Origin of the sequence: Desulfosporosinus orientis DSM 765 (genome assembly GCF_000235605.1) — a bacterium.
Lineage (GTDB): Bacteria > Bacillota > Desulfitobacteriia > Desulfitobacteriales > Desulfitobacteriaceae > Desulfosporosinus > Desulfosporosinus orientis.
In genome coordinates this window covers 2,484,865-2,506,751 of sequence record NC_016584.1, presented here as the reverse complement: position 1 = coordinate 2,506,751, position 21,887 = coordinate 2,484,865, and the positions used below count along the sequence as shown (strand labels likewise).

The window sequence follows — 21,887 nt, the reverse complement described above, 5'->3', positions numbered from 1 at the left end:
TTTTTGCTCTATTTGCAGGCCTCTTGAACTTCTGGACTCCAGGGAGGTACTCTTCAAGGAATTCTGGATGTTGCCCGAACTGCACACCCGGTAGGAAACATATCCACAGTTTACATCTCAAAAAACCGTATACCCCGCTTTGAAGAACTCAAAGATTCTTTCCAGAGGTTTACCAAAATTTATTTTTGTACAATCGTAAATTCTAAAGGCAAGTTGCTAGTGGCACTTAGGCTACTAGAGCGAGATACCTCCCCCTTCCCTACCCTCCCATCCTCTCTCCCATAGCCTTAATCAAAAACCCATTTAGCATCTTCATATACTCCCCATGCACCTGGGCATCAACTTTTACCAACAGGTTCATCTCATAACTCATCTTCTTAAACACTTTCTCCAAGCTCAAAGCAAAAAGCGATTTTACCGGTAAGCAGTTTGATCTGGGCAGCCGCCAGCTCATTGCTTACCCTTTGGTAGCTCTTCATACTAGAACTTTCCGTCAGCTTCTTATTCTCCAGGGTCTTTTTCTCAACATCCAGCTGCAGCTCTTGCTTAGACTTCCGCAAATCGCCCGTTTCTTTTTTCAGACTGTCCCCGCTCCTGGGCTTGTACTAAGAATCTTACGCGCGTAAGATTCTTAGTACAAGCCCATTCGGATCTAAAAGGGGCACCGGTTAATCCGTTGTGAATGGTAAACTAAACCATACACATTTACGCCAATGAAAGCATACAAGTTTCTGCCACAAACCATACAACATTTTGCCAATAACCATACAACTTAAATCAAATACAGCTATCTGACTTTGTTAGAATAGGGGCTAGCAAAGAGGTCAGGAGCTGTTAGAATGAAAGGATTTAAGATGTATAAACAGATACAGCAACTTAAAGAGATTGGATTCACTCGATCTCGGGCTGCCAAGCAGCTGAACATAAATCGGGAAACCGTAACAAGATATTGGAACATGACAGCGGATGAATTCGCCAAACAGCTGTATAGCATTAACCGAGAACTGCTACTTTCAAAATATGAGGAAATTATCATCAGCTGGTTGAAACAATACCCAACAATGACAGCCGCACAAGTATGCGATTGGCTCAAGGAGCATTACAAAGAGGATATCAAGGAACGAACGGTCAGCCGTTATGTCAAAGGGTTACGAGAGGAATATAATCTTAAAAAATCCAATCATCCCAGAGATTATGAGGCTGTAGAAGAGCTCCCAATGGGGCAGCAGTTACAGGTGGACTTTGGTGAAAAGTGGATGCAATCCATTGATGGGCAGCGTGTAAAGATTCGCTTTGCAGCCTTTGTACTCGCTCATGCACGTTACAAATGGGCATTCTTTCAAACTCGGCCATTCACAACAAGCGATCTGGTTTCAAGCTGTCATCAGTGCTTTAGATATATAGGTGGGATGCCGCTAGAAATGGTATTTGATCAGGATAGTATCGTCAGCGTTTCAGAAAACTATGGAGATATTATTCATACCTTTGAGTTTGAGAAGTTCCGGCAAGAATGCAATTTAAAAGTATACCTCTGCCGCGCAGCTGATCCGGAAAGCAAAGGTAAGATCGAGAATGTGGTTAAATTCATCAAGTATAATTTCCTTGAAAACAGACTTTTTGCTGATGAGGAAGTTCTCAACAGTTCGTTCCTAAAATGGTTGGATAGAACCGGTAATGCGAAAATTCACGGCACTACCAAAAAGATACCAGCCAAGGTGTTTGAAGATGAACGTGAACACCTAAGACCTCTGCTGGACATCCGATTAAATGGTGATGTAACCATCTGCAGAAATGTTCGGAAAGATAACACGATCGTCTACGACAGCAATCGGTACTCTTTACCTCTCGGTACATACAACAACCAAAAAGAGGTCAGCATTGAAGCGAAGAATGAAAAATTGACGATTATGACCGTATTCGGTGAATTTATCTGTGAACATCCCATCTCAACCGGCAGAGGTCAATTAATTAAGAGCACCAGTCATTCCAGAGATATTACAGACTCGATGGATAAAGCTCAAACTACTGTTGATAAGCTGTTATTATTCAAGGCAACCGATTTTCTGCAGACAATTCGAACAGAAAAAGCACGCTATGCCCGTGATCAGTTCCGGTTGCTGCAAACATTATGCGATAAATATGGAATTGATGACGTACTAAATGCCATCAAATATTGTGAGGTGAGCAAACTCTTCGGAATAACGTATGTAAAGGATTTTTAGAGCACAGTGCTAAACCAAAACAAGTAATCGTCCTGAATGCTATTCCGGTTAGCAACAACAAGTACCATGTAACTACAGAGAAACGCTCTTTGGATGTGTATGCAAAGGCAGGTGGCAACCATGAATGAACGGATTGAACGTGTCAATGCATTAGTATCGGGACTGCATTTGGTCCCTGTTGATTTAGAAAACCTATATGCTAAAAAGAATAATCTCACGCCTCTCGAAAGCGTTGAGGTTTTCCTTTCAGAGCAACAACGTCTTCGGACCGAAAAGCAAAATCTAATTCGCAGAAGAAGAGCAAATCTACCCGCCGAAAAAACCCTGGAAACCTTCGACTTCGGATTCCAACGCAGCGTATCTAAGGAACAGATGCTAAGATTGTCCGATATGACTTGGGTTGAGCAAGCGTTCAACATTTGTTTTCTGGGCCCCCCTGGTATCGGAAAAACGCATTTGGCTTTATCCTTAGCGGTCCAGGCTTTAAACCTAGGTTATGCCGTAGCTTTTACGACCTTGGATGAACTCATAATTACACTAAAAACCTCGCAAATCTCGACCGCCAGTAAGAGACGAATAAAAATACTCAACTCGGCAGCACTGGTTATTATTGATGAAGTTGGCTTCATGCCACTTTCTACAATAGAAGCCAACCTATTCTTCGGTTTCGTGTCCTCAATGTCCGAGAAAACATCACTGATTATTACCTCAAACAAAGGATTCGATGAATGGGTTGACTTTTTAGGGGATGCAACAATTACAACTGCGATTTTAGACCGTCTTATCCACCACTGCGAGATTTTAAATATGACGGGCAACAGCTACAGACTCCAACATAGGAAGACTATAACCCAGAAATAAAATGTTGTATGGTTTGTGGCGAAAAGTTGCTGGTTTTACTTGACTGCTTACATCCGTAATCTATTACAAACACGAGGGCTTTTAAAACTATTTTATATGGCTTTTTGTTGTGCCTTTTTGAGCTTTAGCATAAGTCTTTGCTTTCAAAAAAATTCCTCAACTCAAAAAGCGGGAGTATCTTTGTTTAAAAATACTCCCGCTGAATTCCAGAGTCTCGACTCTGTCATCCATATCGCACAATTCCCTCCTGCGAGATTGTTCACTCTATGGTGAGCGGCTTTGCACCTATCACGCTTGCCCGATTTGCCCACAATAATCTACCGGCAAAAATTTTGGGTCACGAACTGCTCTGTGGATGAGTCGCACAGCGTCGATTTCCCCAACTTCTGCGCTCACTCAGCGATAAGGCTTTTTATTTTCTGTAAGCCCGACTAAATAGTCAATGCTGGTTTTATAAAACTGGGCAAGTTTAATCATGATATTCAGAGGAACATCACGCTCTCCTCGCTCATATTTAGAGTACAAAGATTGATCACACATCAGATATTTTGCAACCTGCTGTTGAGTTAAATCATGATCTTCTCGAACATCACGTATTTTTAAGCGCATTATCATCACCAAAGCAAGTATATCTTAGGACGTTTAGTCCTATTGACATATTGGACTATTTGTCCTAAAATTATTCAACAAACCCCTGATGTTGGAGGAGATGTTTTGCTAACTATCGGCATTTGCGACGACAGGCTGTTGTCCCGTCGCTTATTAGAGGCATTAATTCATCTATATGAAGAAGAAAAAGATGTTTTATTTAATATTTACGAATTCAGCAGCGGTGAGGAGCTTCTCACAGAAATTGAAAAGCAGGGCTTGGTTTTTGACCTCCTCTTTCTTGACAACAGCATGAAAAAGCTGACCGGTCTTGAGACCGCCAGAGAAATACGGCAATCCAAGTCCACGTCAACCTGCAATATAGTATTTGTGACCTCCGCTGAGGATCACGATCAATTCATGCCGGTCAAACCTTTACAAATCCTATGCAAACCCTGTACCCAGGAACACATTGAAGCTATCTTAGAGAAGGTTCTGTCCACCCCCCTCCCTACTTCCCCATCCTCTCTTTCATGGTCTTAACCAAAAACTCATTCAGCTTTTTAGCATACTCCCCATGCACCTGGTCATCAACCTTTGCCAGCAAAGTCATCTCATAACTCAGTTCCTTGTACGCTTTCTCCAAGCCCTCCAGGCTAAAAGCAATTTTAGACGTGAGCAGTTTGATCTGGGCAGCCGCCAGCTCATTGCTCACCCTTTGGTAGCTCTTAAAATTCGAATTTTCCGCCATCTTCTTAAGCTCCCGGGTCTTTTTCTCAACATCCTGCTGGAGTTCTTGCTTAGACTTCCGCAAATCACCTGCTTCTTTTTTTAAGTTGTCGTGCTCCTGGGCCAGCCGGATGTTTTTCTCCTTTTCCTCTGCCAGGGCTTCCTGGAGACCTGCCTTTTCCTTCTGGGACTCTTTCACCTCATTAACTGCCTGCTCCAGCTCACGGGTGGTCATACTTTCAATATCTATGTCACGGATAAATTGCGCCCGGTCCTCTTCCGGCACCCCCAGAAGAATGAGGGCGTGAGTATAGCTCAAGTTAGGCAGTTCCCGGCCCAAGGCTCCGGCGCCGCCTAAAGGGGAGTGTTCTCTCCCAAACTCCTCGTAGAGACGCATTAATTTTTCAGCCCGGTTCTGGGAAAAGCCGACTTCCTCTTTCAGCCACTTGCCCCATTCCCCATACTTGATCAGACCCTTAGCCTCTGCCAGCCGCCGGCCGATTTCAATAAAGTTGTTAAGCACCATTTTCTCGGTCTGGTGTCTGATAATATTAATTTCAGCCGCGATTAAAAACGACGTACGCTCCGGGATAATATCCCCCATCTTATTTCACCGGATCCTTTCTCTGTATTTATGACATAATATGGGATTATCCCCTCAAGGGTGAAAAGTCTTCTCCTGGGCTTGTACTAAGAATCTTACGCGCGTAAGATTCTTGGTACAAGCCCTATCTGTTACCCCCTCCCCCAGGACACCCATCAGTTTCTAATCTATGACATGACAAGCAGGGAGGCTTGTGTAACCATTTGACAGGACAACTCATACATTATACAGACGGTCTTACTTCAAACATCCTATCAATCTTGAGAAAGGAGAAGAAGATAATGTCTGTACAATCAATTCCTTTGAATTCGGCCCTGGTCGTTGTCTACCAGGCCGGACTCACTGCTCTGGGCGCACCGATTAAAAAACAGAAAAGCCTGAATTACCTGAGGTTCGACGCCTCAGATCAGGCTCTTCACGATGCGGCTCATACTTTATTCGGCCTGTCCCAGAATCCGGTGGTAGAAGTACTCAACCGGAAGACCTTCGAGCTGATTGAGGAATAAAGCGGCAAAAACTAAATCTATGATAGAGGAGGTAGGGACAAAATGGCCCTATCATCAACCAAGGTTGTCAGGTTAACCTTTACTACCGCAGTGGGCAAAACCTTTGCGATTACTATTGATAATCCAAAGGAGGACCTGCAGCTGACTGAGGCTATGGCTGCTATGAATTCCATTATAGCAAGCGATATATTTTTGACTCCCAGTGGAGCCCTGACGGGAATACGGGATATAAAGGTCATCGACACTACTACAAACGATCTTTATGACCCTCCCCAGGCTTAACTGTTCAAAGGGAAAAGGAAACTGCCGGCAGGGTCATAGCTGCCGGCAGTCCTCTTCACTATAAAGTTTTTTTCTTAATCAATGCTGCACTGCCATCTGCGAAACCACCCATAGTGCCTGTTGTAGTGGTTTTTATGCTCAACCTCTCGGACCTTAATGACCACAGCGTCAAGTTCAGGGCTCCCACGGATAAGTACTCGACGGAACGTATTTTGAGTCGGCATTATTGTCGTTTCGCGTAGGTTCCATGACCCTTCGCAAAACGACAATAATGCCGAGTACGGAAATCGCGACCTATCCGGATAAATTTCCGATGAATTAGGGATGGGAGCAATTTATTGTTTGGATCAATTTTTTTGCAGCATTATTTGCTTGGCTTATTTGTTTGATTGATCCAGCGGGATGATAAAGGTTAGCTCCTCCCGCGGAACCAAGGTGTCCCCGTGATACTCCTGCGGAGTTACAGTCAGAGAGTGAGGAATTTCTTTTGTCACCTGTTATTTTGTTCCAGCGGCATAACGTTTTTCAAATGGTTAAAAAGTGATTGGGATACGATACACATCAAGCAGAGCTGCACACAGCCTTCAGTTTAAAAATTGGGGGGTTTTGAGGCGGACTAATCTAGATTAGTCAAACCTCAAAACCGCCCAATTTTTAAATCGCTTCATTTAAACAAACTTCAATATAGAACACACTATTTCTTTCCAACCTAAAAGATTAGCGTGTTAGTTAAACAATTCTGCGGCTTTTCTGGTGATCCTTTCCCCAAATATTTTTGCCCGCTCTTTTTGTCCATCATCCCATCTTTAATTCACACAGCTCCATAATGAATGAAAGGTTGTTCCTCAGCAACTCCTGAAGAGTAACCAACATACCTTTTACCAACATCTCAGTAATCAATAAAAGTAAGTTCAAAGAGAGGTGCATTTGTTGTCATATGTTGTTGGCAAATTCCACCTTTTCATACATCCTGCCTTCCCCTGACTCACTTATTCAAAGTTTTGTGTGTTACCAAAAGGAAACTCAGAATATGTATAAATTAAAATAAAAAATTGAAAGGAGGAGTATTCCAGACCGTCACAGAACACTGAGGATTTACTAAAATTCTTTTAGTAATCCTGCAGGTATAAAAGTGACCGGGCCACCCGTTCGACGCCAACAGGTGGAAGCCAGAAACTGTTGTTTTTCAGGCTTCTGGAATAGCAATTCAAATGAGCAAAAAAATTTGTATTTTAATCTTTACCATGTCTCTTATAATGATTACTATGTTAGGAACTGCATTTGCAGGAGAAACTACTCCAAAACAAGCCCTAGGCAAGCTTTTGTTTTTTGACACAAATCTTTCAACACCTAATGGTATGTCTTGCTCCTCTTGCCACGATCCATCGGTAGCCTTTACAGATCCCGACTCTAACCTCCCTGTATCACAGGGCGTAGTGCCCAGGCTTTTTGGCAATCGCAACAGCCCGTCTGCGGCCTACGCTGCTTTTAGCCCGACATTTCAACTCACAGCGAATGGATATGTCGGCGGACAGTTCTGGGATGGGCGGGCGGCAAACCTTGTTGAACAGGCCAAAGGACCCTTCCTGAACCCGCTGGAAATGCATAACCCTAATAAACAGGCAGTTATTTCGGCAGTCTTCAATTCAAACTATGCCTCTCTTTTTACAGATGTCTACGGTGACAACGCTTTTGATAATGTGGAAATAGCTTATAATGACGTGGCCGACGCCATTGCGGCCTATGAAAACACGGATGAATTAAATAAATTTACATCTAAATATGATTACTATCTGAAAGGTGAAACCACACTGACGGAGCAGGAAAAATTAGGTCTTGAATTGTTCAATGATCCGAACAAGGGTAATTGTACCGCCTGTCACTCCAGCCAAATTGGGCCTTATAATGCTGACCATCCACTTTTCACGGATTATAGTTATGATAATCTGGGTGTGCCGAAGAATTGGGATAGTCCTTATTTATATCTGCCGCGCGCCTTTAATCCCGAAGGCAAGAACTATGTGGATTTAGGCCTGGGAGGTGTTCTTAATGACCCGAATGAATATGGTAAATTTAAGGTTCCCTCTCTGCGCAATGTGTCTATAACGTACCCCTACATGCATAACGGCTATTTCAAAACCCTCCGGGAAGTGGTTAATTTTTACAATACAAGAGATATTGATAATTGGCCTGCCCCGGAGGTTCCCGAAAATGTGAATAAACAAGAGGTAGGGAATCTTGGCTTAACCTCAGATGAAGTTGATGCCATCGTTGCCTTCTTAAATACCCTGACAGACGGTTATCAACCGTAATAAAGGAAAAATCGGATAGAAACCCGTAAAGCATTAACTTATGGGGTTTCTCCCTTTATTTTGCCGTTACTCCACGTGCCTCGGGTTACCAGATCTGCTCGCAATAAAACACACAGTATCTCTATAATGTTGTTTGTGGCTCATAACCACGCGCGGTTTCTAATCCGATACCCGAATAGTCACCTGTTATTTTGTTCCAGCGGCATAACGTTTCTCAAATGGTTAAAATTGATTGGGAACGATACACATCAAGCAGAGCTGCACACAGCCTTCAGTTTTAAAATTCGGCGTTTTTGAGATGGACTAATCTAGATTAGTCAGACTTCAAAACTACCGAATTTTAATCTTAGCGGCTTTATATCGTGAGTATAGGCAGTTTTCGTTTGATGAACTTTCCCGATCCTTTTTCTCCTAAAAAGCATCCTTCCTTGGCAACAATTTTTCCACGGGCATATTGTCATATATGGATAGCCTCGAAGAGAGATGCCCTCATAAGGGATATAATCAATATTCCCATGAAGCGCATAATATTCTTTCCCATTCCCATAGTCTTCTTTAATTCGTTTACTTACCTCATATGACAGTCCTCAGTTATCGTAATATACCCTCTGTCGAACAGCGTATGCAAATCTTTTCTTAACAGAAGACCATTATTCGTTTCATGACTACCTTCCAGGGAATATGGTTTTATATGAGCAGCTTCTAGCACTGGCAGTGTCTTTTCTCCTGTAATCGCACACCTTCGATAATATGCCTCCGTAACCATTACTCGAAAAGCCCCCTGCCCAAGTCGAGGCTTAATTATTTGCTCAGTTCCGTATCTAGCACTATGTTCACTAATTCTAAGTTCCTCAGACCATACTGAATTATAGAGTGCCTTGAATGCCTGCCTGCCTCCCACCTGGTTGCCAAAAGTTCACTCCATCCGGCTGAATATTCTTTAGGTAGTTAAACCAACTGCTACCGGTAACCCCAAATATATCTTCATTCTTTCACCCATTTTCAGATGACCTTGTTAATAAATCTCTTCTATCAAAATTATTCGTCTTGATCAAAAAGATATTTATGTAAATTATCCAATTCACTAATAAGAGAAAATAATTCTTTATATTGGCTCTCACGGGTAAGTACTCGACGGAACGTATTTTGAGTCGGCATTATTGTCGTTCCGCGTAGGTTCCATGACCCTTCGCGAAACGACAAGTTTCGCCGAGTAGAGAGATGCTTCGCATCCAACTATCATCAGTCTTGCAGACTCTATGACATACGTTACCCCTTTTTCCCTTTACCCTTAGGTTTCTGATCCTGTTTTTGATCTGGGGTTATCCGATTAGCGTCCAACCCAAAGCGTCGAAGAAGTTGATCTCTTAAGCTTGAAGCATTTTTATTGTTGCCTGGGCCTCTTTGATTACCAAAGATGTCAGATGAGCTAGGCTTCCAAGGGTCCTGGTAGCCCTGAGGAATCTTAAATTCTTGCACAGGGGTATCTTTTAAGGCCCTGGAGAAAACTTCGTGGAATACAACGGCCGGTCCGGAACCTCCTGAAATCGTTAAATAGTGGTTCCGGTCAGTTTTGTCATATCCCATCCAAACTGCGGCAGTTAGGTCGGGAGTGTAGCCGACGAACCACACGTCTTTTGCTCCTTTGGCGACACCTGAAAACTCTTGGGTATGGGGGAGTTCAACAGAACCAGTCTTGCCGGCAGTTGGACGTCCTAAAAAGGCATTTTTCCCAGTCCCATTATTTACGACGTTTTCTAGTAGTTTGGTCATGGTATAAGCATTTTGAGGGTCTGTCACCTGCACAGACTCTGGTTTAGCTTGGGCAAAGACGTATCCGTTTGCCGAGGTTATTTTGTCAATTGCATAGGCCTTATTCATAGTTCCAAGATTGGCAAATGCTCCGTAAGCTTGAGCCATTTGAAGCGGAGAAACACCGGCAGAGAGTCCCCCGAGGGCGAGACTTAATGTACGGTCATTCTTTGTTAAGGGAAGACCAGCCCGCTGGGCAAAGGACATTCCTGCGTCTAAGCCAATTTTATTGAGGAGCCAAACTGCTGGGATATTCCAAGAGTTTTGAAGAGCGTTTTCCATTGTAACCTGTCCCCGGTTCTGAAAGTCATAGTCCTTGGGAGAGTAGCCATTAATATTAAGAGGACCGTCATAGAGAAGAGAGTTTGGTGTATAACCTTTTTCGAGGGCGGGACCGTAGACGGCTAAGGGTTTAATGGAAGAACCGGGTTGGCGTTTAAGCTGGGTTGCATGATCAAAAGCCCGGAAGACCGTTTGTCCGCGATTGCCAACGAGTCCACGGATCCCGCCGTTGTGCTGGTCGATAATTGCCATACCGCTTTGAACAATTTGATCAGCTTTCCCTTGGGGAAAATATCGGTTGTCCTTATAGACATCTTCAGCTGCTTGTTGAACCTTAGGATCCATTTCCGTGTAAATCTGGAGGCCGCCAGTCAAGAGCTGGTCTTCAGTAAATCCGTACAATGAAACTGCTTCATCTAAGATATAGTTGACGTAGGGTTCGAATTTTCCAGTAAGAGTATCAAGCACTCCTTTACGAAGGGTAATAGGTGAAGAGTGCACTCTTTCATAGTCTGTTTCCGAAATATAGTTTTGTTCTTTCATTAAAGAAAGAACTACATTGCGGCGTTCAAGGGCTTTCTCTTTGTCTTTGACCGGATTAAAGAGGCTTGGGGCTTTAGGAAGACCGGCAAGCATTGCTGATTCAGCTAAATTTAGATCTTGAACGTTCTTCCCAAAATAATACTGGGCTGCATTTTGGATTCCCCAGCGACCCTCGCCAAAATAGATTTGATTGAGGTACTCTTCTAGTATCTGATCTTTGCTTAACGTCAACTCGATCTTAAAAGCGTAAGCTGCTTCCTTAAATTTTCGGCTCAGGGTTTTATCCGAAGGCAAGAACATATTTTTGGCTAACTGCTGGGTAATCGTACTTCCGCCTTCAGAAAAGTCGCCGGAACGCAAGTCGTGGACTAAAGCTCGAAAGATAGACCAAACATCAACACCTTGGTGTTGGTAAAAACGACGGTCCTCGGTGGCAACAATCGCCTGCTGCATCGTCTTGGGTATCTTATCAATGAGTACGGGGTCGATTTTCGAAGAAGAAAGTTCGGATACTTTATTTCCATACCGGTCATAAATATAAGTAGGTTGGGCGAGGGGGCTTTGGAGTTTACTCACATCTAGGGTTGAAACATAGATAGCGAATCCACTTGCCGAAAGGAAAAGAAAGGCAGTAAAACTTATGAAAAACCTTTTCCAAAACTTCAGATCCCTCCAAAAATGTGTCGTACGGATTCGGACAGTTCCCTTTTTGAGTAAATCAAGACCTTTTTTCCCCGCAGGCTTGATGACTTTTATGTAGAGGGCTTGCATTCCTTTGTTCATAAAGATCCTCCCCTTTAGACAAACACCAAAAAAGCCATCATCGTCGAAAAGATGGCTTTCCAATCCAATATATTATACGGGGTCAGAACTAACTTTCAGGGGGTAGCGACAATGTCTTGATTTTTTGAACTTTCCAGTTTAAGAATAAGAACATTTTATATAATATCCCATTTAGCTGGTTTCATTTTCTTCATAATAGATGAATGCCATATTACCAATAAGATCGTATCTTATAGATCTTTGTGGTTCATCCAAGACAGCTCGAAGTTGGTCTATGTTTCTGGGTACTAATTTGCCTGCGTTTCCCAAGGCCTTAAGATATCTGTCACCAACACGATTGCCTTTAACCAGAGTTGAAAAATACATCTTGCCATCCGTAGATAAGACGTTCTTTAAACCAATCATTAGTTTATTAATATCATCTAGGCAGTGCAATAAATTTAATGAAATTATTGTATTAAAACTATTAGGTTTAAAAGGTAATTGAAGAGCATCTGCATTAATAAAAACCATATTGTCTGGAACTTTTCCATTTATTTGTATGAGTCTTGACTTAGCGATTTTTAACATTTTGAGAGATTGATCTATCAAGACAACAGGGCGATCAGAATATTGAATATATGTTTGTGCCGTAAACGCCAAGGAGCCACAGCCAAGGTCCAATACATATCCCTTATTTGATGACGTAAGGGCCTCATAATCGAAGGAAGCAAATTTGGCGATCGAATAACCCCAAATAAAACGATTGTACAAGGGGTTGCACGCTACCCAGTCGTATATGTTCCCAAACCCTGTGTCATAGGAGTTAGCGACTTCAGTGTTCTGATAAACCGTGTAAATATGCGGTTCACTGAGTCTGAGATTTACATTATTTTGGAGCAACTCAGATAAGTCATTTTCCCCGAGTTTTACCATGTTAACTCCTCCTCTTCCCAAGTATTATTCTCCTCATAATAATTCCATATCTTTACTTTATTCCCCCCCATGATTGCCTTTTCAATACCGCCGATAATCAGTTCTGCTCCCATTTTTGATACAACCTATCAATGATAGTTTACTGTCTATCATTGATAGGTTATCATTGTAATGATATAATTGTCAATAGAAATATAGTTACAAAATATGATAATAGCTATAGAAAGGCCATCATTTGTTGAAATATTTTGTAATAACTGTACTATTACTAAAGGCGGTATGTAATAAATGTCTACAAAGAAAAGTAATGAAAAAAAGCAGAGCAAAAATAAATCTCGTGAACCTTTAAATATAGAGAAGATAGTTCAAACCGCCCTGGAATTGCTTAACGAGGTGGGACTTCAACAACTGACAACCCGTCGCTTAGCAGAAGCACTCGGTATACGTTCCGCCTCTTTATACTGGCATATTAGGGATAAAGCAGAATTACTGCAATTATTGTCTGAAAGTATTTGCAGTAAACTGCACCTGCCAGATCCAGGTCTTTCCTGGCAGGATCAGGTACTCTCCTTTGCTATGCAATATCGTGCAACTTTGCTATCCATACGCGACTCTGCTGTAGTATTGCTGGAAACTCCTCCACTAACACCAAAACGACTTCTTCTTAGCGGGGCAATGTTTGAGGTCCTCTTTAATGCTGGTTTTCCTCCTAAAGAGATTTTAATGGCATCAATGCTGATAAATGATTATATGCTCTCCTTTGTGAAGAATGAAATGCATATGTCACAAATGGCCCAATCACAAGGTATTAGTGCCCAAGAAGTGATGAACAATGCAAAAATCTTTTTCAGCAATTTGCCTCCGGATCAATATCCAACACTCATCAGTCTTGCAGACTATATGACATACGATATAGATGAACATTACAATTATGGCCTTCAAATCTTGCTTGATAGTTTTAAGAAAAGATTACAAGAATAATCCAGGCTTTCGCGGTCAGCTCTAAGGCTAGTTTATATTATTGAGATTTCAAAAATATGAAATGTATTTCCCACAAAGGATTATACGATTTATAAGGCGTATCACCCGAGATAACACAAAAAGTGTTCTGGCTGTTCACCTCTTTTCACACTGTCACGTCAGTGATAATGAATGATGCCGATCCATGTAATATATATTAACATTTTAACTCATAATACTAATATGTAAGAAAAATTTCACGTCTTTATTGAAAGGAGAGTGTCTTACTTTGACAATTTACGACTGGTATAAAAGAGTTAGGCAAGAAAATATAGCAAAAAGCTTAACGAAATGGCTAAAAAAGTTATAAAGTAGATTTATATAGTTCTAACAGACATACAATCCATTGAGAAAATTTCCTAGCATCTAATTTCAATCACTCTTAACGGCCATTAATACAAAGAGCTCTTTTATCCTTTTATGAAGGTAAAAGAGCTCTTTGTATAATAAGCATATTCATATAATCTTGGGTTCGACAGTCTGTAAGCACAAGAAGTGCCCCAAATCCTTGATGTCTGCTGCAATGAAAAGCCGACTTCCTCTTTCAGCCACTTGCCCCATTCCCCATACTTGATCAGACCCTTAGCCTCTGCCAGCCGCCGGCCGATTTCGATAAAGTTGTTAAGCACCATTTTCTCGGTTTGGTGTTTGATGATATTAATTTCAGCCGCGATTAAAAACGACGTACGCTCCGGGATAATATCCCCCATCTTATTTCACCGGATCCTTTCTCTGTATTTATGACATAATATGGGATTATCCCGGCAAGGGTGAAAAGCCTTCTCCTGGGCTTGTACCAAGAATCTTACGCGCGTAAGATTCTTGGTACAACCCCTACCAGTTACCCCCCCTCCCCAGGACACCCGTCAATCCCTAAACTATGTCATGACAAGCAGGAGGCTTGAATGATCTTTATGACCCTCCCCAGGCTTAACTGTTTAAAGGGAAAAGGAAACAGCCGGCAGGGACATAGCTGTTGGCTGTCCTCTTCACTATATAAAGGTTTTTTTCTAAATTAACCTGCTGCACTACCATCTGTGGAACCAGCCATAGTACCTATTGTAGTAGTTTTACGCTCAAACTCTCAAACCTTAACGACCACAGCGTCAAGTTCAGGGCTCCCACGGGTAAAAAATCGTCACACCAAGGGAAGAATGACATTGCATTTTCTGCCATTTAGCATATCTGTCTCAAGGAATACCCTTCAGTTTTTAGGGAAAGATTAACATATCTTTATTAAATGTGAGGAATGTATTGTGGAACTTAACTTTCAGAGAAATCTAGGCGCTTTAGACAGAGGAATACGTGTTGTTATTAGCTTGGTTTTATTCGGTTTAGCCGCAATGGGATTTATCACAGGATGGATAGCAACCATAACTAATATCCTTGGTCTCTTCAACCTACTAGAAGCTGCTATTGGTTACTGAATTGTTTATGACATAATGGGTTGGTCAACCCGCGAAAATATTGAGTTGCGTTAATCTTCGTTTATCATCACAAAGGGGTTGTTTATATGTCCGGTAAGCTTAAGATTGAAATCATTGATGATAAAAATGTGCTCGAAATCTTTGAATCGGAACCCGGTAAACTAACCTTTGTGATGTATCCCGATGATCCCAAGGACGAAACAATTCTTGAGATTAACGTCGATACTGCTGAATTTTCGTCACTTCTTAAACGACTTCTTGATATCAGCTGAAAAATCCAGAACAATGTTAAATCCATTATTTCAATAAACCCTGTTTGCTAAAATTAGTGAGAGCCTCCTCCCGGGCTTGTACCAAGAATCTTACGCGCGTAAGATTCTTGGTACAAGCCCGCAGGTTACCTCCTGCTCTCTGACTGAAAAACCGACTGCCGGCAGCGTCCAACTGCCGGCAGTCGGTTTTTCATCATAAAGGAGCTTTTTTTAATAACACCAGATAATTTTTACAAGTTAATAATACCGCAAACAATATCCGATATTTTAAGCCGAGGTAGTTTGCCATGGTACTAATTTTCCCTCCAACCTCGATGTCACCTGCCGGACTCTTATTTCCGCATCGTCGGACGGGATTATATCTAAGAGATGAACAAGGTTAATTTTGTCTCAAATAGCTTTGGAAACGCTCGATGTCCATAAATATTATCAATACTCAAATCGAGATATTCGTTTGTAGAATCTTTCCAAAAACGCCAAATGCCATTGATGTTTATTATGTCTGAGGGTATAATTAAAGCAGTAAAACTAGTATGAATTATTAGAACAATTAGTCCATTATGAAAAACCCCTTTGAAACAGGGCTTTTTAGCGATCGTTTTCTTGTATTTATCAAAAAGTTGATAGTTGTTAAATAAAAAATGTAGTTCTCATCATAGGATATATTTATGAAAAGGAGTTGTCAAATATGGAAAAGAAGAGCATTGTCAATGGCTTTACCCCTGGAAATTTTAATAGTACCTGAATCATTAATTGGAAAGTATACCCTCGAAATCGAAGGAATTTGTGATTTTTGTAATAAAACGGAAAATTAATAAACATAAACTCTACAGTCTGTTTTACCCTTAGCTTAACAAAAACAGAAGATTCTAAAACATAAATTCGATCTGCAAAGCGCTTGTTCAGGTATGCTGCGCGGATCAAATGAGGAGAGATGAGCATGGCCACACGTCAAGTATATTGGAACATTGAAGGAGAGCACTGGCTCTATTTGTTCTTCATCATTGCACTTATTTTCTTCGGCTACGGAGTGTACAAACGAGTGTCACTTTGGAAATTAGGTCAGCCTGAGAATCGCTGGAAAAATCTATGGCAAGGCATAAAAGATATTATTGTCTATGGATTCGGGCATAAGAGAATTCTAAAAGATTCTTATCCGGGAATTATGCACCTTTGTATTTTTTGGGGATTTGTATTCTTAGCCTTTGCAACAGCAATGATTACTTTGCAAGCTGACTTTGGCTTACAAATATTCCATGGATGGCTTTATCTGTTTATCAAGCTGACCGCAAATCTCTTTGGATTGGCGGCAATCCTCGGTATCCTAATAGCAGCATATCGCCGCTATATCCAAAGACCCGATCGCCTGGACAATAAAACGGATGACGCAATCACACTAGCCTTAATATTTATAATACTACTAACCGGCTTCCTAATTGAAGGAGCTCGTATTGCGGCAGCACCTGATCCCTGGGCCGGATGGGGATTTATTGGCCAATGGCTGTCAATTCCCCTCAAAGCATCTCTCAATCAGGCACAGTTACTTTCATTGCATAGATTTTTATGGTGGTTCCATCTGCTCTTGGCAATGTCGTTCATCGCTTACTTCCCTTATTCGAAGCTGTTCCATGTGCTATTAGGGCCATTAAATATGGTTTTCCGCAACAGAGGACCCATGGGAATCCCCGAGCTTATAGATTTTGAAGACGAAAGCCTGGAAACCTTCGGGAAAAGCCGGCTTCGCGAATTTTCCTGGAAAACGTTATTCAATACGGATGCTTGCTTACGTTGCGGACGTTGCCAGGATAACTGTCCGGCTTATTTAAGCGGTAAACACTTAAATCCCAAAAAAATCATTCAGGATATGCGGGTTTTAATGGAAGAAACAGGTACGGCCGTTAAAGCCGCACAGAAAGACGCTTTAGCCAATCAAACAGCGGAAGCCGAAACCGCTGCAACCGAAGAGACCGTCGAACTGCCGGTACGTTCTCTCATAGGTGAAGTTATTCCTGAGGAAGACTTATGGTCCTGTACCACGTGCCGTGCTTGTGAACAGCAATGCCCAGTTTTCGTCGAGCATGTTGATAAAACGATTGATATGAGACGACATTTAGTCTTAATGGAAAGCAGGTTCCCTGCTGAGGCTCAGCTAGCCTTCAGAAATATGGAGAATAACGGGAATCCCTGGGGCATCGGTTGGACATCACGGGTCGACTTTTTAAAAGGATTAGGAGTAAAAACCTTCGAAGAAGATCCTACAGCTGAATATTTATATTGGCCTGGCTGTTCAGGTGCCTTTGATGCACGTAACCAGAAAGTCTCCGCTGCCTTAGTCAAACTGTTACAAACGGCAGGTGTTCATTTTGCAATCTTAGGTAACGAAGAAAAATGCTGTGGTGACTCTGCCCGTAAATTAGGAAATGAATACTTGTTTTATACATTAGCCTCAGAAAACATCGAAGTCATGAAGGGGTATGGGGTTAAGAAAATTATCACTCAATGTCCTCACTGCTTCAACATTCTTAAAAATGAGTATCCTCAATTCAACGGGAATTTCGAAGTCGTGCACCATTCAACCTTCTTGCTTGAGCTCATAAAATCCGGAAAACTTAAGCTAAACAATATTTCCGGAAAATCAATTACCTATCATGATTCTTGTTATTTAGGCCGATATAATCAGATATATGCTCAACCCCGTGAATTGCTCAAAATTGTTGGCCTTGAAATAAAAGAAATGGCTCATACTGGTGAAAAAAGCTTCTGTTGTGGGGCCGGCGGCGGTCGAATGTGGCTGGAAGAACATGAAGGCAAACGCATTAATGTCATGCGTACCAACGAAGCAATTGCCGCTAAGACAGATTATGTAGGTACCGCATGTCCTTTCTGCTTAACCATGATCGTCGACGGAATAGCGTCTCATGAAGCGGGAGAAGCCTTAAAAGCTCTCGATATTTCCGAAATTTTAGAAGGTTGTATATAATATTGCTGAAACGGAATACCGTTAAAAGTAAAATAGAGATGATTTAGATTTTTTAAATAAACGGTTAGGGGTGATCAAACCAATATTTCTTAAACAGTTACAAATTGCATCTGAATGATAACGTAAAGAATCGAATTCCCAGGCCCTCGGCTTGGGAATTCGATTCTTCCTATCCTCGTCAATTCAGTGTGGTTATGGGGTAACTGCCATGGTACCTTGCTTTGACCGCAATCGGTGCTTCTGTCATAATAGGAGTTGATCTCAACTTAAGGGCTGCAGCCTTGATAAAATGATAAAGGTGTGGATTATGAAGACAAAAACCAAGGTCCTAATCATACTAACGGTTGCCATTTTGTCCATAATGGCATTAATAATTCCCAGATACTCAAGCCCTTCGGAATTCCATCCAACCAATCAACCAATGGTTGCTTTCCAAGACGCTCAAAAATCTGGGAAACTGACTTTTTTAGAATTCTATGCCAAATGGTGACCCAGCTGTAAGAGCATGGAGCCCGTGGTGCTGGCTCTAGAGAAAGAATACCGAGATAAGGTCAACTTTATTGTCGCTGATATCGACGATCCTCAAGGACAGGATCTTGCCCGACAATTTAACATTTACTATATCCCCGCTTTTTTTGTGCTGGATCAGCAAGGCCAAATCACTTACAGTGCTTCTGGCCCTCAAAGTAAAAGCGTCTTGGATAATGCCCTCAATTCCGGCAATCCAAACGCTTCTTGGTACGAATCGTTCTTTAACGATACTCTGCCGCGTGTTTTGTCTAATGGCGGTTTAACCATTTTACTTTTTGTTTTCTTAGGGGGAATAATGACCAGCCTAAGCCCCTGTATATTATCTATGTTACCCGTCATGCTAGGGTATATCGGCGGCTTGGAAAAGCCCTCTAAGACCAAGGGGTTTATAACCTCAATGTCCTTTGTCCTGGGCCTTGCCACGACCTTTGCTATGTTGGGCATAGCAGCCTCACTTTTAGGTAAAGCCTTTGGCCAGATAGGCTCCGCCTGGCTTTATATCATTGCTCTTTTCTCCATTATTATGGGGTTACAGCTAATTGGCGTTGTTAATATCAATTTGCCGGGTTTACAGGCTATGCCCGAGAAAAAGGGCGGAGTTCTGGGATCTTTTGGAGTGGGCTTATTGTTTGGGTTAGTTGCTTCACCTTGTGCCACTCCTGTATTAGCGGTTTTGATGACTTATGTAGCCGGTCAAGGTGTTCTTTGGTATGGAGGATTGCTGCTCTTTATTTATGGACTTGGGCATGGGTTACCGTTGATTATCGCCGGAACCTTTACAGCTGTGCTAAAGAGTTTGCCGCGCTTACAAAGATGGAGCCACTATATTACATTACTTAGTGGCGGCCTTCTCATAGTATTGGGTTTATATTTCTTTACACGAACAGGCTAGAAATTAACATCTTGATTAAAAAAACACTATTTTTTGGGCCGCCTTGCCATACGCTTGATACCTTCTGCATTGAATACTCCTCCTCATATTTACATGACATCCAATACTGAACTTTTCAAGGTGATCAGCTTATCGCGAGCTGCTAGCTAATCCCTTGCGCTTTCGATTAGTCTTAGTTTTTGTCATCAAAGGTAGCTTTACCTCACCGGAGGCAGTAGCGCACATCATCACGCAAAAGTTTGTCATGGGGGCCCCGCTGTACCGGCAGGAGCAAGCCTTTTTGCGCCAGGGAATAACACTTTCGCGACAAACCTTATCCAACTGGGTGTTGAAAAGCACCGAGGATTGGCTGGAGCCCATCTACCGTGAACTGCGTCGCAGGCTTTGTGCTCGGCAGGTATTGCATGGGGATGAAACCACTCTGCAAGTGCTACGGGAACCAGGGAAATCTGCTCAATCCAAGAGCTATATGTGGTTATACCGGACCAGCGGGGATACCGGACAGCCGATTATCTTGTATGAATACCAGCCGGATCGAAAAGCCCGCCGCCCAGCCGAATTTCTGAAGAGTTTTTCCGGATATTTGCATGCGGACGGTTATAGCGGCGAAAGCTCTCCCAGAAAAAGACCGGGAGGGGTCTTTAGCCCTGCGCGGAAAACACTATTGCGACGCGCTGTTTGACCTTGAAAAACAACTGGCGGTATGCCCGATGGAAAGACAACGCTACCAGAAGATGGCCCGTGAAGACGATGAATTTGCAAGATTGATTGACGATCGTCTGGTGGAAGACGGTGTTTATAAAGGCGAGCGCCTCAGCGATGAAGCATTCCGGGAACTCATTCGGCAAATTTATCTTCTTTTTTGTTTTTATAAAAAAAGAACCTCCAAAACTCAATAAATTTTAGTTTCGGAGGTTCCATATATTGTTACTAGTCTTCAGTAGTTGCATGAACTACTGATGAGTAATCGCTTATTCCTGAACTGTTTACAGCTTTAACTTTATAATAATAGGTTGTATCATCGGACAAATCATCATCGATATAACTTGTGGTTGTAACGGTATCAACTTTGGTGTATGTTCCGGAAAAAGAAGTTGCTCTGTAAATATCATAGGATGTTGCATCACTAACGGAATCCCAATCTAGGTATATTTCGCTGGAACTTTCAACTGTAGCTGTAAGATCATCCGGTACGGACAGTTCATCAGAAGTTGTTGCATGAACTACTGATGAGTAATCGCTGGTTCCTGAACTGTTTACTGCTTTTACTTTATAATAGTAGGTTGTATCATCGGACAAATCATTATCGGTATAACTTGTGGTTGTAACGGTATCAACTTTGGTGTATGTTCCGGAAAAAGAAGTTGCTCTGTAAATATCATAGGATGTTGCATCACTAACGGAATCCCAATCTAGGTATATTTCGCTGGAACTTTCAACTGTAGCCGTAAGATCATCCGGTACGGACAGTTCATCAGAAGTTGTTGCATGAACTACTGATGAGTAATCGCTGGTTCCTGAACTGTTTACTGCTTTTACTTTATAATAGTAGGTTGTATCATCGGACAAATCATTATCGGTATAACTTGTGGTTGTAACGGTATCAACTTTGGTGTATGTTCCGGAAAAAGAAGTTGCTCTGTAAATATCATAGGATGTTGCATCACTAACGGAATCCCAATCTAAGTATATTTCGCTGGAACTTTCAACTGTAGCTGTAAGATCATCCGGTACGGACAGTTCATCAGAAGTTGTTGCATGAACTACTGATGAGTAATCGCTGGTTCCTGAACTGTTTACTGCTTTTACTTTATAATAGTAGGTTGTATCATCGGACAAATCATCATCGGTATAACTTGTGGTTGTAACGGTATCAACTTTGGTGTATGTTCCGGAAAAAGAAGTTGCTCTGTAAATATCATAGGATGTTGCATTACTAACGGAATCCCAATCTAAGTATATTTCGCTGGAACTTTCAACTGTAGCCGTAAGATCATCCGGTACGGACAGTTCATCAAGCGACGGTTGTTGCACCTGTTGTCCAAGTCGCCGGCCAGGCTTTTGATCCTGTTGTCCAAGTCGCCGACCGGGCTTTTGATCCTGTTGTCCAAGTCGCAGACCGGGCTTTTGATCCTGTTGTCCAAGTCGCAGACCGGGCTTTTGATTAGCTTGCATGGAAGCAGCATTTGCTACTGGAACATTTAATAGTATACCCCCAGCGACTAACCATCCTACAGCTAAAACACTGACTAACGTTACTTTTCTGAGTTTGGACATTAATTAAATACCTCCTCTTGTTAATTATTTGGATTACATTGGGTAATAC

The 21,887-nt window shown here is 42.0% G+C and carries 20 protein-coding genes and 1 pseudogene; 13 read left to right on the top strand and 8 right to left on the bottom strand.

Going from position 1 to position 21,887, the window contains the following annotated elements; all coding sequences use genetic code 11:
• Nucleotides 1–377: 377 nt before the first annotated feature.
• Nucleotides 378–560: a hypothetical protein gene (locus DESOR_RS30270; RefSeq protein WP_242832494.1), complete on the bottom strand. Its 183-nt coding sequence runs from the start codon at nucleotides 558–560 to the stop codon at nucleotides 378–380.
• A 279-nt stretch (nucleotides 561–839) separates the two neighbouring features.
• On the opposite strand from DESOR_RS30270, the gene istA reads away from it, so the two are divergent.
• Both istA and istB read left to right on the top strand, forming a co-directional pair.
• A complete protein-coding gene (gene istA, locus DESOR_RS11720; protein ID WP_014184804.1) occupies nucleotides 840–2,222 on the top strand; it encodes an IS21 family transposase in 1,383 nt (460 codons plus the stop codon).
• 120 nt (nucleotides 2,223–2,342) lie between these two features.
• Entirely contained in the window at nucleotides 2,343–3,083 is a 741-nt protein-coding gene (gene istB, locus DESOR_RS11715; protein ID WP_014183191.1) for an IS21-like element helper ATPase IstB, read from the top strand.
• A 396-nt stretch (nucleotides 3,084–3,479) separates the two neighbouring features.
• On the opposite strand, the gene DESOR_RS11710 is transcribed toward istB, so the two are convergent.
• Nucleotides 3,480–3,692 carry a helix-turn-helix domain-containing protein gene (locus DESOR_RS11710; protein ID WP_174275423.1) on the bottom strand — a complete coding sequence of 71 codons (213 nt, stop codon included), beginning with the start codon at nucleotides 3,690–3,692 and terminating at the stop codon, nucleotides 3,480–3,482.
• A 105-nt stretch (nucleotides 3,693–3,797) separates the two neighbouring features.
• Between DESOR_RS11710 and DESOR_RS11705 the strand changes: the two genes are divergently transcribed.
• The gene (locus DESOR_RS11705) at nucleotides 3,798–4,214 is read left to right on the top strand and encodes a LytR/AlgR family response regulator transcription factor (protein ID WP_042331128.1); all 417 of its coding nucleotides are present in this window, start codon (nucleotides 3,798–3,800) and stop codon (nucleotides 4,212–4,214) included.
• On the opposite strand, the gene DESOR_RS11700 is transcribed toward DESOR_RS11705, so the two are convergent.
• Nucleotides 4,183–5,004 carry a DUF3102 domain-containing protein gene (locus tag DESOR_RS11700; protein ID WP_014184801.1) on the bottom strand — a complete coding sequence of 274 codons (822 nt, stop codon included), beginning with the start codon at nucleotides 5,002–5,004 and terminating at the stop codon, nucleotides 4,183–4,185. The two genes, DESOR_RS11705 and DESOR_RS11700, sit on opposite strands and share 32 nt — an antisense overlap.
• A gap of 281 nt (nucleotides 5,005–5,285) precedes the next feature.
• Here DESOR_RS11700 and DESOR_RS11695 point away from each other — a divergent pair, with 281 nt between their 5' ends.
• The 3 genes from DESOR_RS11695 (at nucleotide 5,286) to DESOR_RS11685 (ending at nucleotide 8,104) form a co-directional block, all read left to right on the top strand.
• Entirely contained in the window at nucleotides 5,286–5,510 is a 225-nt protein-coding gene (locus DESOR_RS11695; protein WP_014184800.1) for a DUF1659 domain-containing protein, read from the top strand.
• A 42-nt stretch (nucleotides 5,511–5,552) separates the two neighbouring features.
• On the top strand, nucleotides 5,553–5,792 hold the full coding sequence (locus tag DESOR_RS11690; protein ID WP_014184799.1) for a DUF2922 domain-containing protein: 240 nt from the start codon (nucleotides 5,553–5,555) through the stop codon (nucleotides 5,790–5,792).
• A 1,211-nt stretch (nucleotides 5,793–7,003) separates the two neighbouring features.
• The gene (locus tag DESOR_RS11685) at nucleotides 7,004–8,104 is read left to right on the top strand and encodes a cytochrome-c peroxidase (RefSeq protein ID WP_014184798.1); all 1,101 of its coding nucleotides are present in this window, start codon (nucleotides 7,004–7,006) and stop codon (nucleotides 8,102–8,104) included.
• 568 nt (nucleotides 8,105–8,672) lie between these two features.
• Here the strand turns inward: DESOR_RS11685 and DESOR_RS30025 are convergent.
• From DESOR_RS30025 to DESOR_RS11670, 3 genes are all read right to left on the bottom strand, one after another.
• Nucleotides 8,673–8,870 carry an HNH endonuclease gene (locus DESOR_RS30025; RefSeq protein ID WP_162470581.1) on the bottom strand — a complete coding sequence of 66 codons (198 nt, stop codon included), beginning with the start codon at nucleotides 8,868–8,870 and terminating at the stop codon, nucleotides 8,673–8,675.
• Between the two features lie 503 nt (nucleotides 8,871–9,373).
• The gene (locus tag DESOR_RS11675; protein ID WP_014184797.1) at nucleotides 9,374–11,524 is read right to left on the bottom strand and encodes a transglycosylase domain-containing protein; all 2,151 of its coding nucleotides are present in this window, start codon (nucleotides 11,522–11,524) and stop codon (nucleotides 9,374–9,376) included.
• 171 nt (nucleotides 11,525–11,695) lie between these two features.
• On the bottom strand, nucleotides 11,696–12,439 hold the full coding sequence (locus DESOR_RS11670; protein WP_014184796.1) for a class I SAM-dependent methyltransferase: 744 nt from the start codon (nucleotides 12,437–12,439) through the stop codon (nucleotides 11,696–11,698).
• Between the two features lie 288 nt (nucleotides 12,440–12,727).
• On the opposite strand from DESOR_RS11670, the gene DESOR_RS11665 reads away from it, so the two are divergent.
• On the top strand, nucleotides 12,728–13,420 hold the full coding sequence (locus DESOR_RS11665; protein WP_014184795.1) for a TetR/AcrR family transcriptional regulator C-terminal domain-containing protein: 693 nt from the start codon (nucleotides 12,728–12,730) through the stop codon (nucleotides 13,418–13,420).
• A gap of 542 nt (nucleotides 13,421–13,962) precedes the next feature.
• Here DESOR_RS11665 and DESOR_RS30610 read toward each other — a convergent pair.
• Nucleotides 13,963–14,169 (bottom strand): annotated as a pseudogene (locus DESOR_RS30610) (DUF3102 domain-containing protein); the annotation flags it as partial.
• Nucleotides 14,170–14,715: 546 nt separating this feature from the next.
• Between DESOR_RS30610 and DESOR_RS28010 the strand changes: the two are divergent.
• The 6 genes from DESOR_RS28010 to DESOR_RS11630 all read left to right on the top strand — a co-directional run bounded on the left by DESOR_RS28010 (nucleotide 14,716) and on the right by DESOR_RS11630 (nucleotide 20,460).
• Nucleotides 14,716–14,886 carry a YgaP-like transmembrane domain gene (locus DESOR_RS28010; RefSeq protein WP_014184793.1) on the top strand — a complete coding sequence of 57 codons (171 nt, stop codon included), beginning with the start codon at nucleotides 14,716–14,718 and terminating at the stop codon, nucleotides 14,884–14,886.
• An 86-nt stretch (nucleotides 14,887–14,972) separates the two neighbouring features.
• Nucleotides 14,973–15,158 carry a hypothetical protein gene (locus DESOR_RS11655; protein WP_014184792.1) on the top strand — a complete coding sequence of 62 codons (186 nt, stop codon included), beginning with the start codon at nucleotides 14,973–14,975 and terminating at the stop codon, nucleotides 15,156–15,158.
• A gap of 940 nt (nucleotides 15,159–16,098) precedes the next feature.
• A complete protein-coding gene (locus DESOR_RS11650; protein ID WP_014184790.1) occupies nucleotides 16,099–18,138 on the top strand; it encodes a heterodisulfide reductase-related iron-sulfur binding cluster in 2,040 nt (679 codons plus the stop codon).
• Between the two features lie 307 nt (nucleotides 18,139–18,445).
• Complete coding sequence (locus DESOR_RS11640; protein WP_014184789.1) at nucleotides 18,446–19,561, top strand: cytochrome c biogenesis protein; 1,116 nt, start codon at nucleotides 18,446–18,448, stop codon at nucleotides 19,559–19,561.
• A gap of 154 nt (nucleotides 19,562–19,715) precedes the next feature.
• Entirely contained in the window at nucleotides 19,716–20,243 is a 528-nt protein-coding gene (locus tag DESOR_RS11635) for an IS66 family transposase (RefSeq protein ID WP_158309030.1), read from the top strand.
• Nucleotides 20,244–20,271: 28 nt separating this feature from the next.
• On the top strand, nucleotides 20,272–20,460 hold the full coding sequence (locus tag DESOR_RS11630; RefSeq protein WP_042332182.1) for a hypothetical protein: 189 nt from the start codon (nucleotides 20,272–20,274) through the stop codon (nucleotides 20,458–20,460).
• Nucleotides 20,461–20,491: 31 nt separating this feature from the next.
• On the opposite strand, the gene DESOR_RS11625 is transcribed toward DESOR_RS11630, so the two are convergent.
• A complete protein-coding gene (locus DESOR_RS11625; protein WP_014184788.1) occupies nucleotides 20,492–21,838 on the bottom strand; it encodes a fibronectin type III domain-containing protein in 1,347 nt (448 codons plus the stop codon).
• Between the last annotated feature and the right edge of the window lie 49 nt (nucleotides 21,839–21,887).

Coding starts and splice junctions, on each gene's coding strand:
- istA (WP_014184804.1), top strand. CDS start 840: ATGAAAGGATTTAAGATGTATAAACAGATACAGCAACTTAAAGAGATT.
- istB (WP_014183191.1), top strand. CDS start 2,343: ATGAATGAACGGATTGAACGTGTCAATGCATTAGTATCGGGACTGCAT.
- DESOR_RS11710 (WP_174275423.1), bottom strand. CDS start 3,692: ATGCGCTTAAAAATACGTGATGTTCGAGAAGATCATGATTTAACTCAA.
- DESOR_RS11700 (WP_014184801.1), bottom strand. CDS start 5,004: ATGGGGGATATTATCCCGGAGCGTACGTCGTTTTTAATCGCGGCTGAA.
- DESOR_RS11695 (WP_014184800.1), top strand. CDS start 5,286: ATGTCTGTACAATCAATTCCTTTGAATTCGGCCCTGGTCGTTGTCTAC.
- DESOR_RS11690 (WP_014184799.1), top strand. CDS start 5,553: ATGGCCCTATCATCAACCAAGGTTGTCAGGTTAACCTTTACTACCGCA.
- DESOR_RS11685 (WP_014184798.1), top strand. CDS start 7,004: ATGAGCAAAAAAATTTGTATTTTAATCTTTACCATGTCTCTTATAATG.
- DESOR_RS30025 (WP_162470581.1), bottom strand. CDS start 8,870: ATGGTTACGGAGGCATATTATCGAAGGTGTGCGATTACAGGAGAAAAG.
- DESOR_RS11675 (WP_014184797.1), bottom strand. CDS start 11,524: ATGAACAAAGGAATGCAAGCCCTCTACATAAAAGTCATCAAGCCTGCG.
- DESOR_RS11670 (WP_014184796.1), bottom strand. CDS start 12,439: ATGGTAAAACTCGGGGAAAATGACTTATCTGAGTTGCTCCAAAATAAT.
- DESOR_RS11665 (WP_014184795.1), top strand. CDS start 12,728: ATGTCTACAAAGAAAAGTAATGAAAAAAAGCAGAGCAAAAATAAATCT.
- DESOR_RS11655 (WP_014184792.1), top strand. CDS start 14,973: ATGTCCGGTAAGCTTAAGATTGAAATCATTGATGATAAAAATGTGCTC.
- DESOR_RS11650 (WP_014184790.1), top strand. CDS start 16,099: ATGGCCACACGTCAAGTATATTGGAACATTGAAGGAGAGCACTGGCTC.
- DESOR_RS11630 (WP_042332182.1), top strand. CDS start 20,272: ATGGAAAGACAACGCTACCAGAAGATGGCCCGTGAAGACGATGAATTT.
- DESOR_RS11625 (WP_014184788.1), bottom strand. CDS start 21,838: ATGTCCAAACTCAGAAAAGTAACGTTAGTCAGTGTTTTAGCTGTAGGA.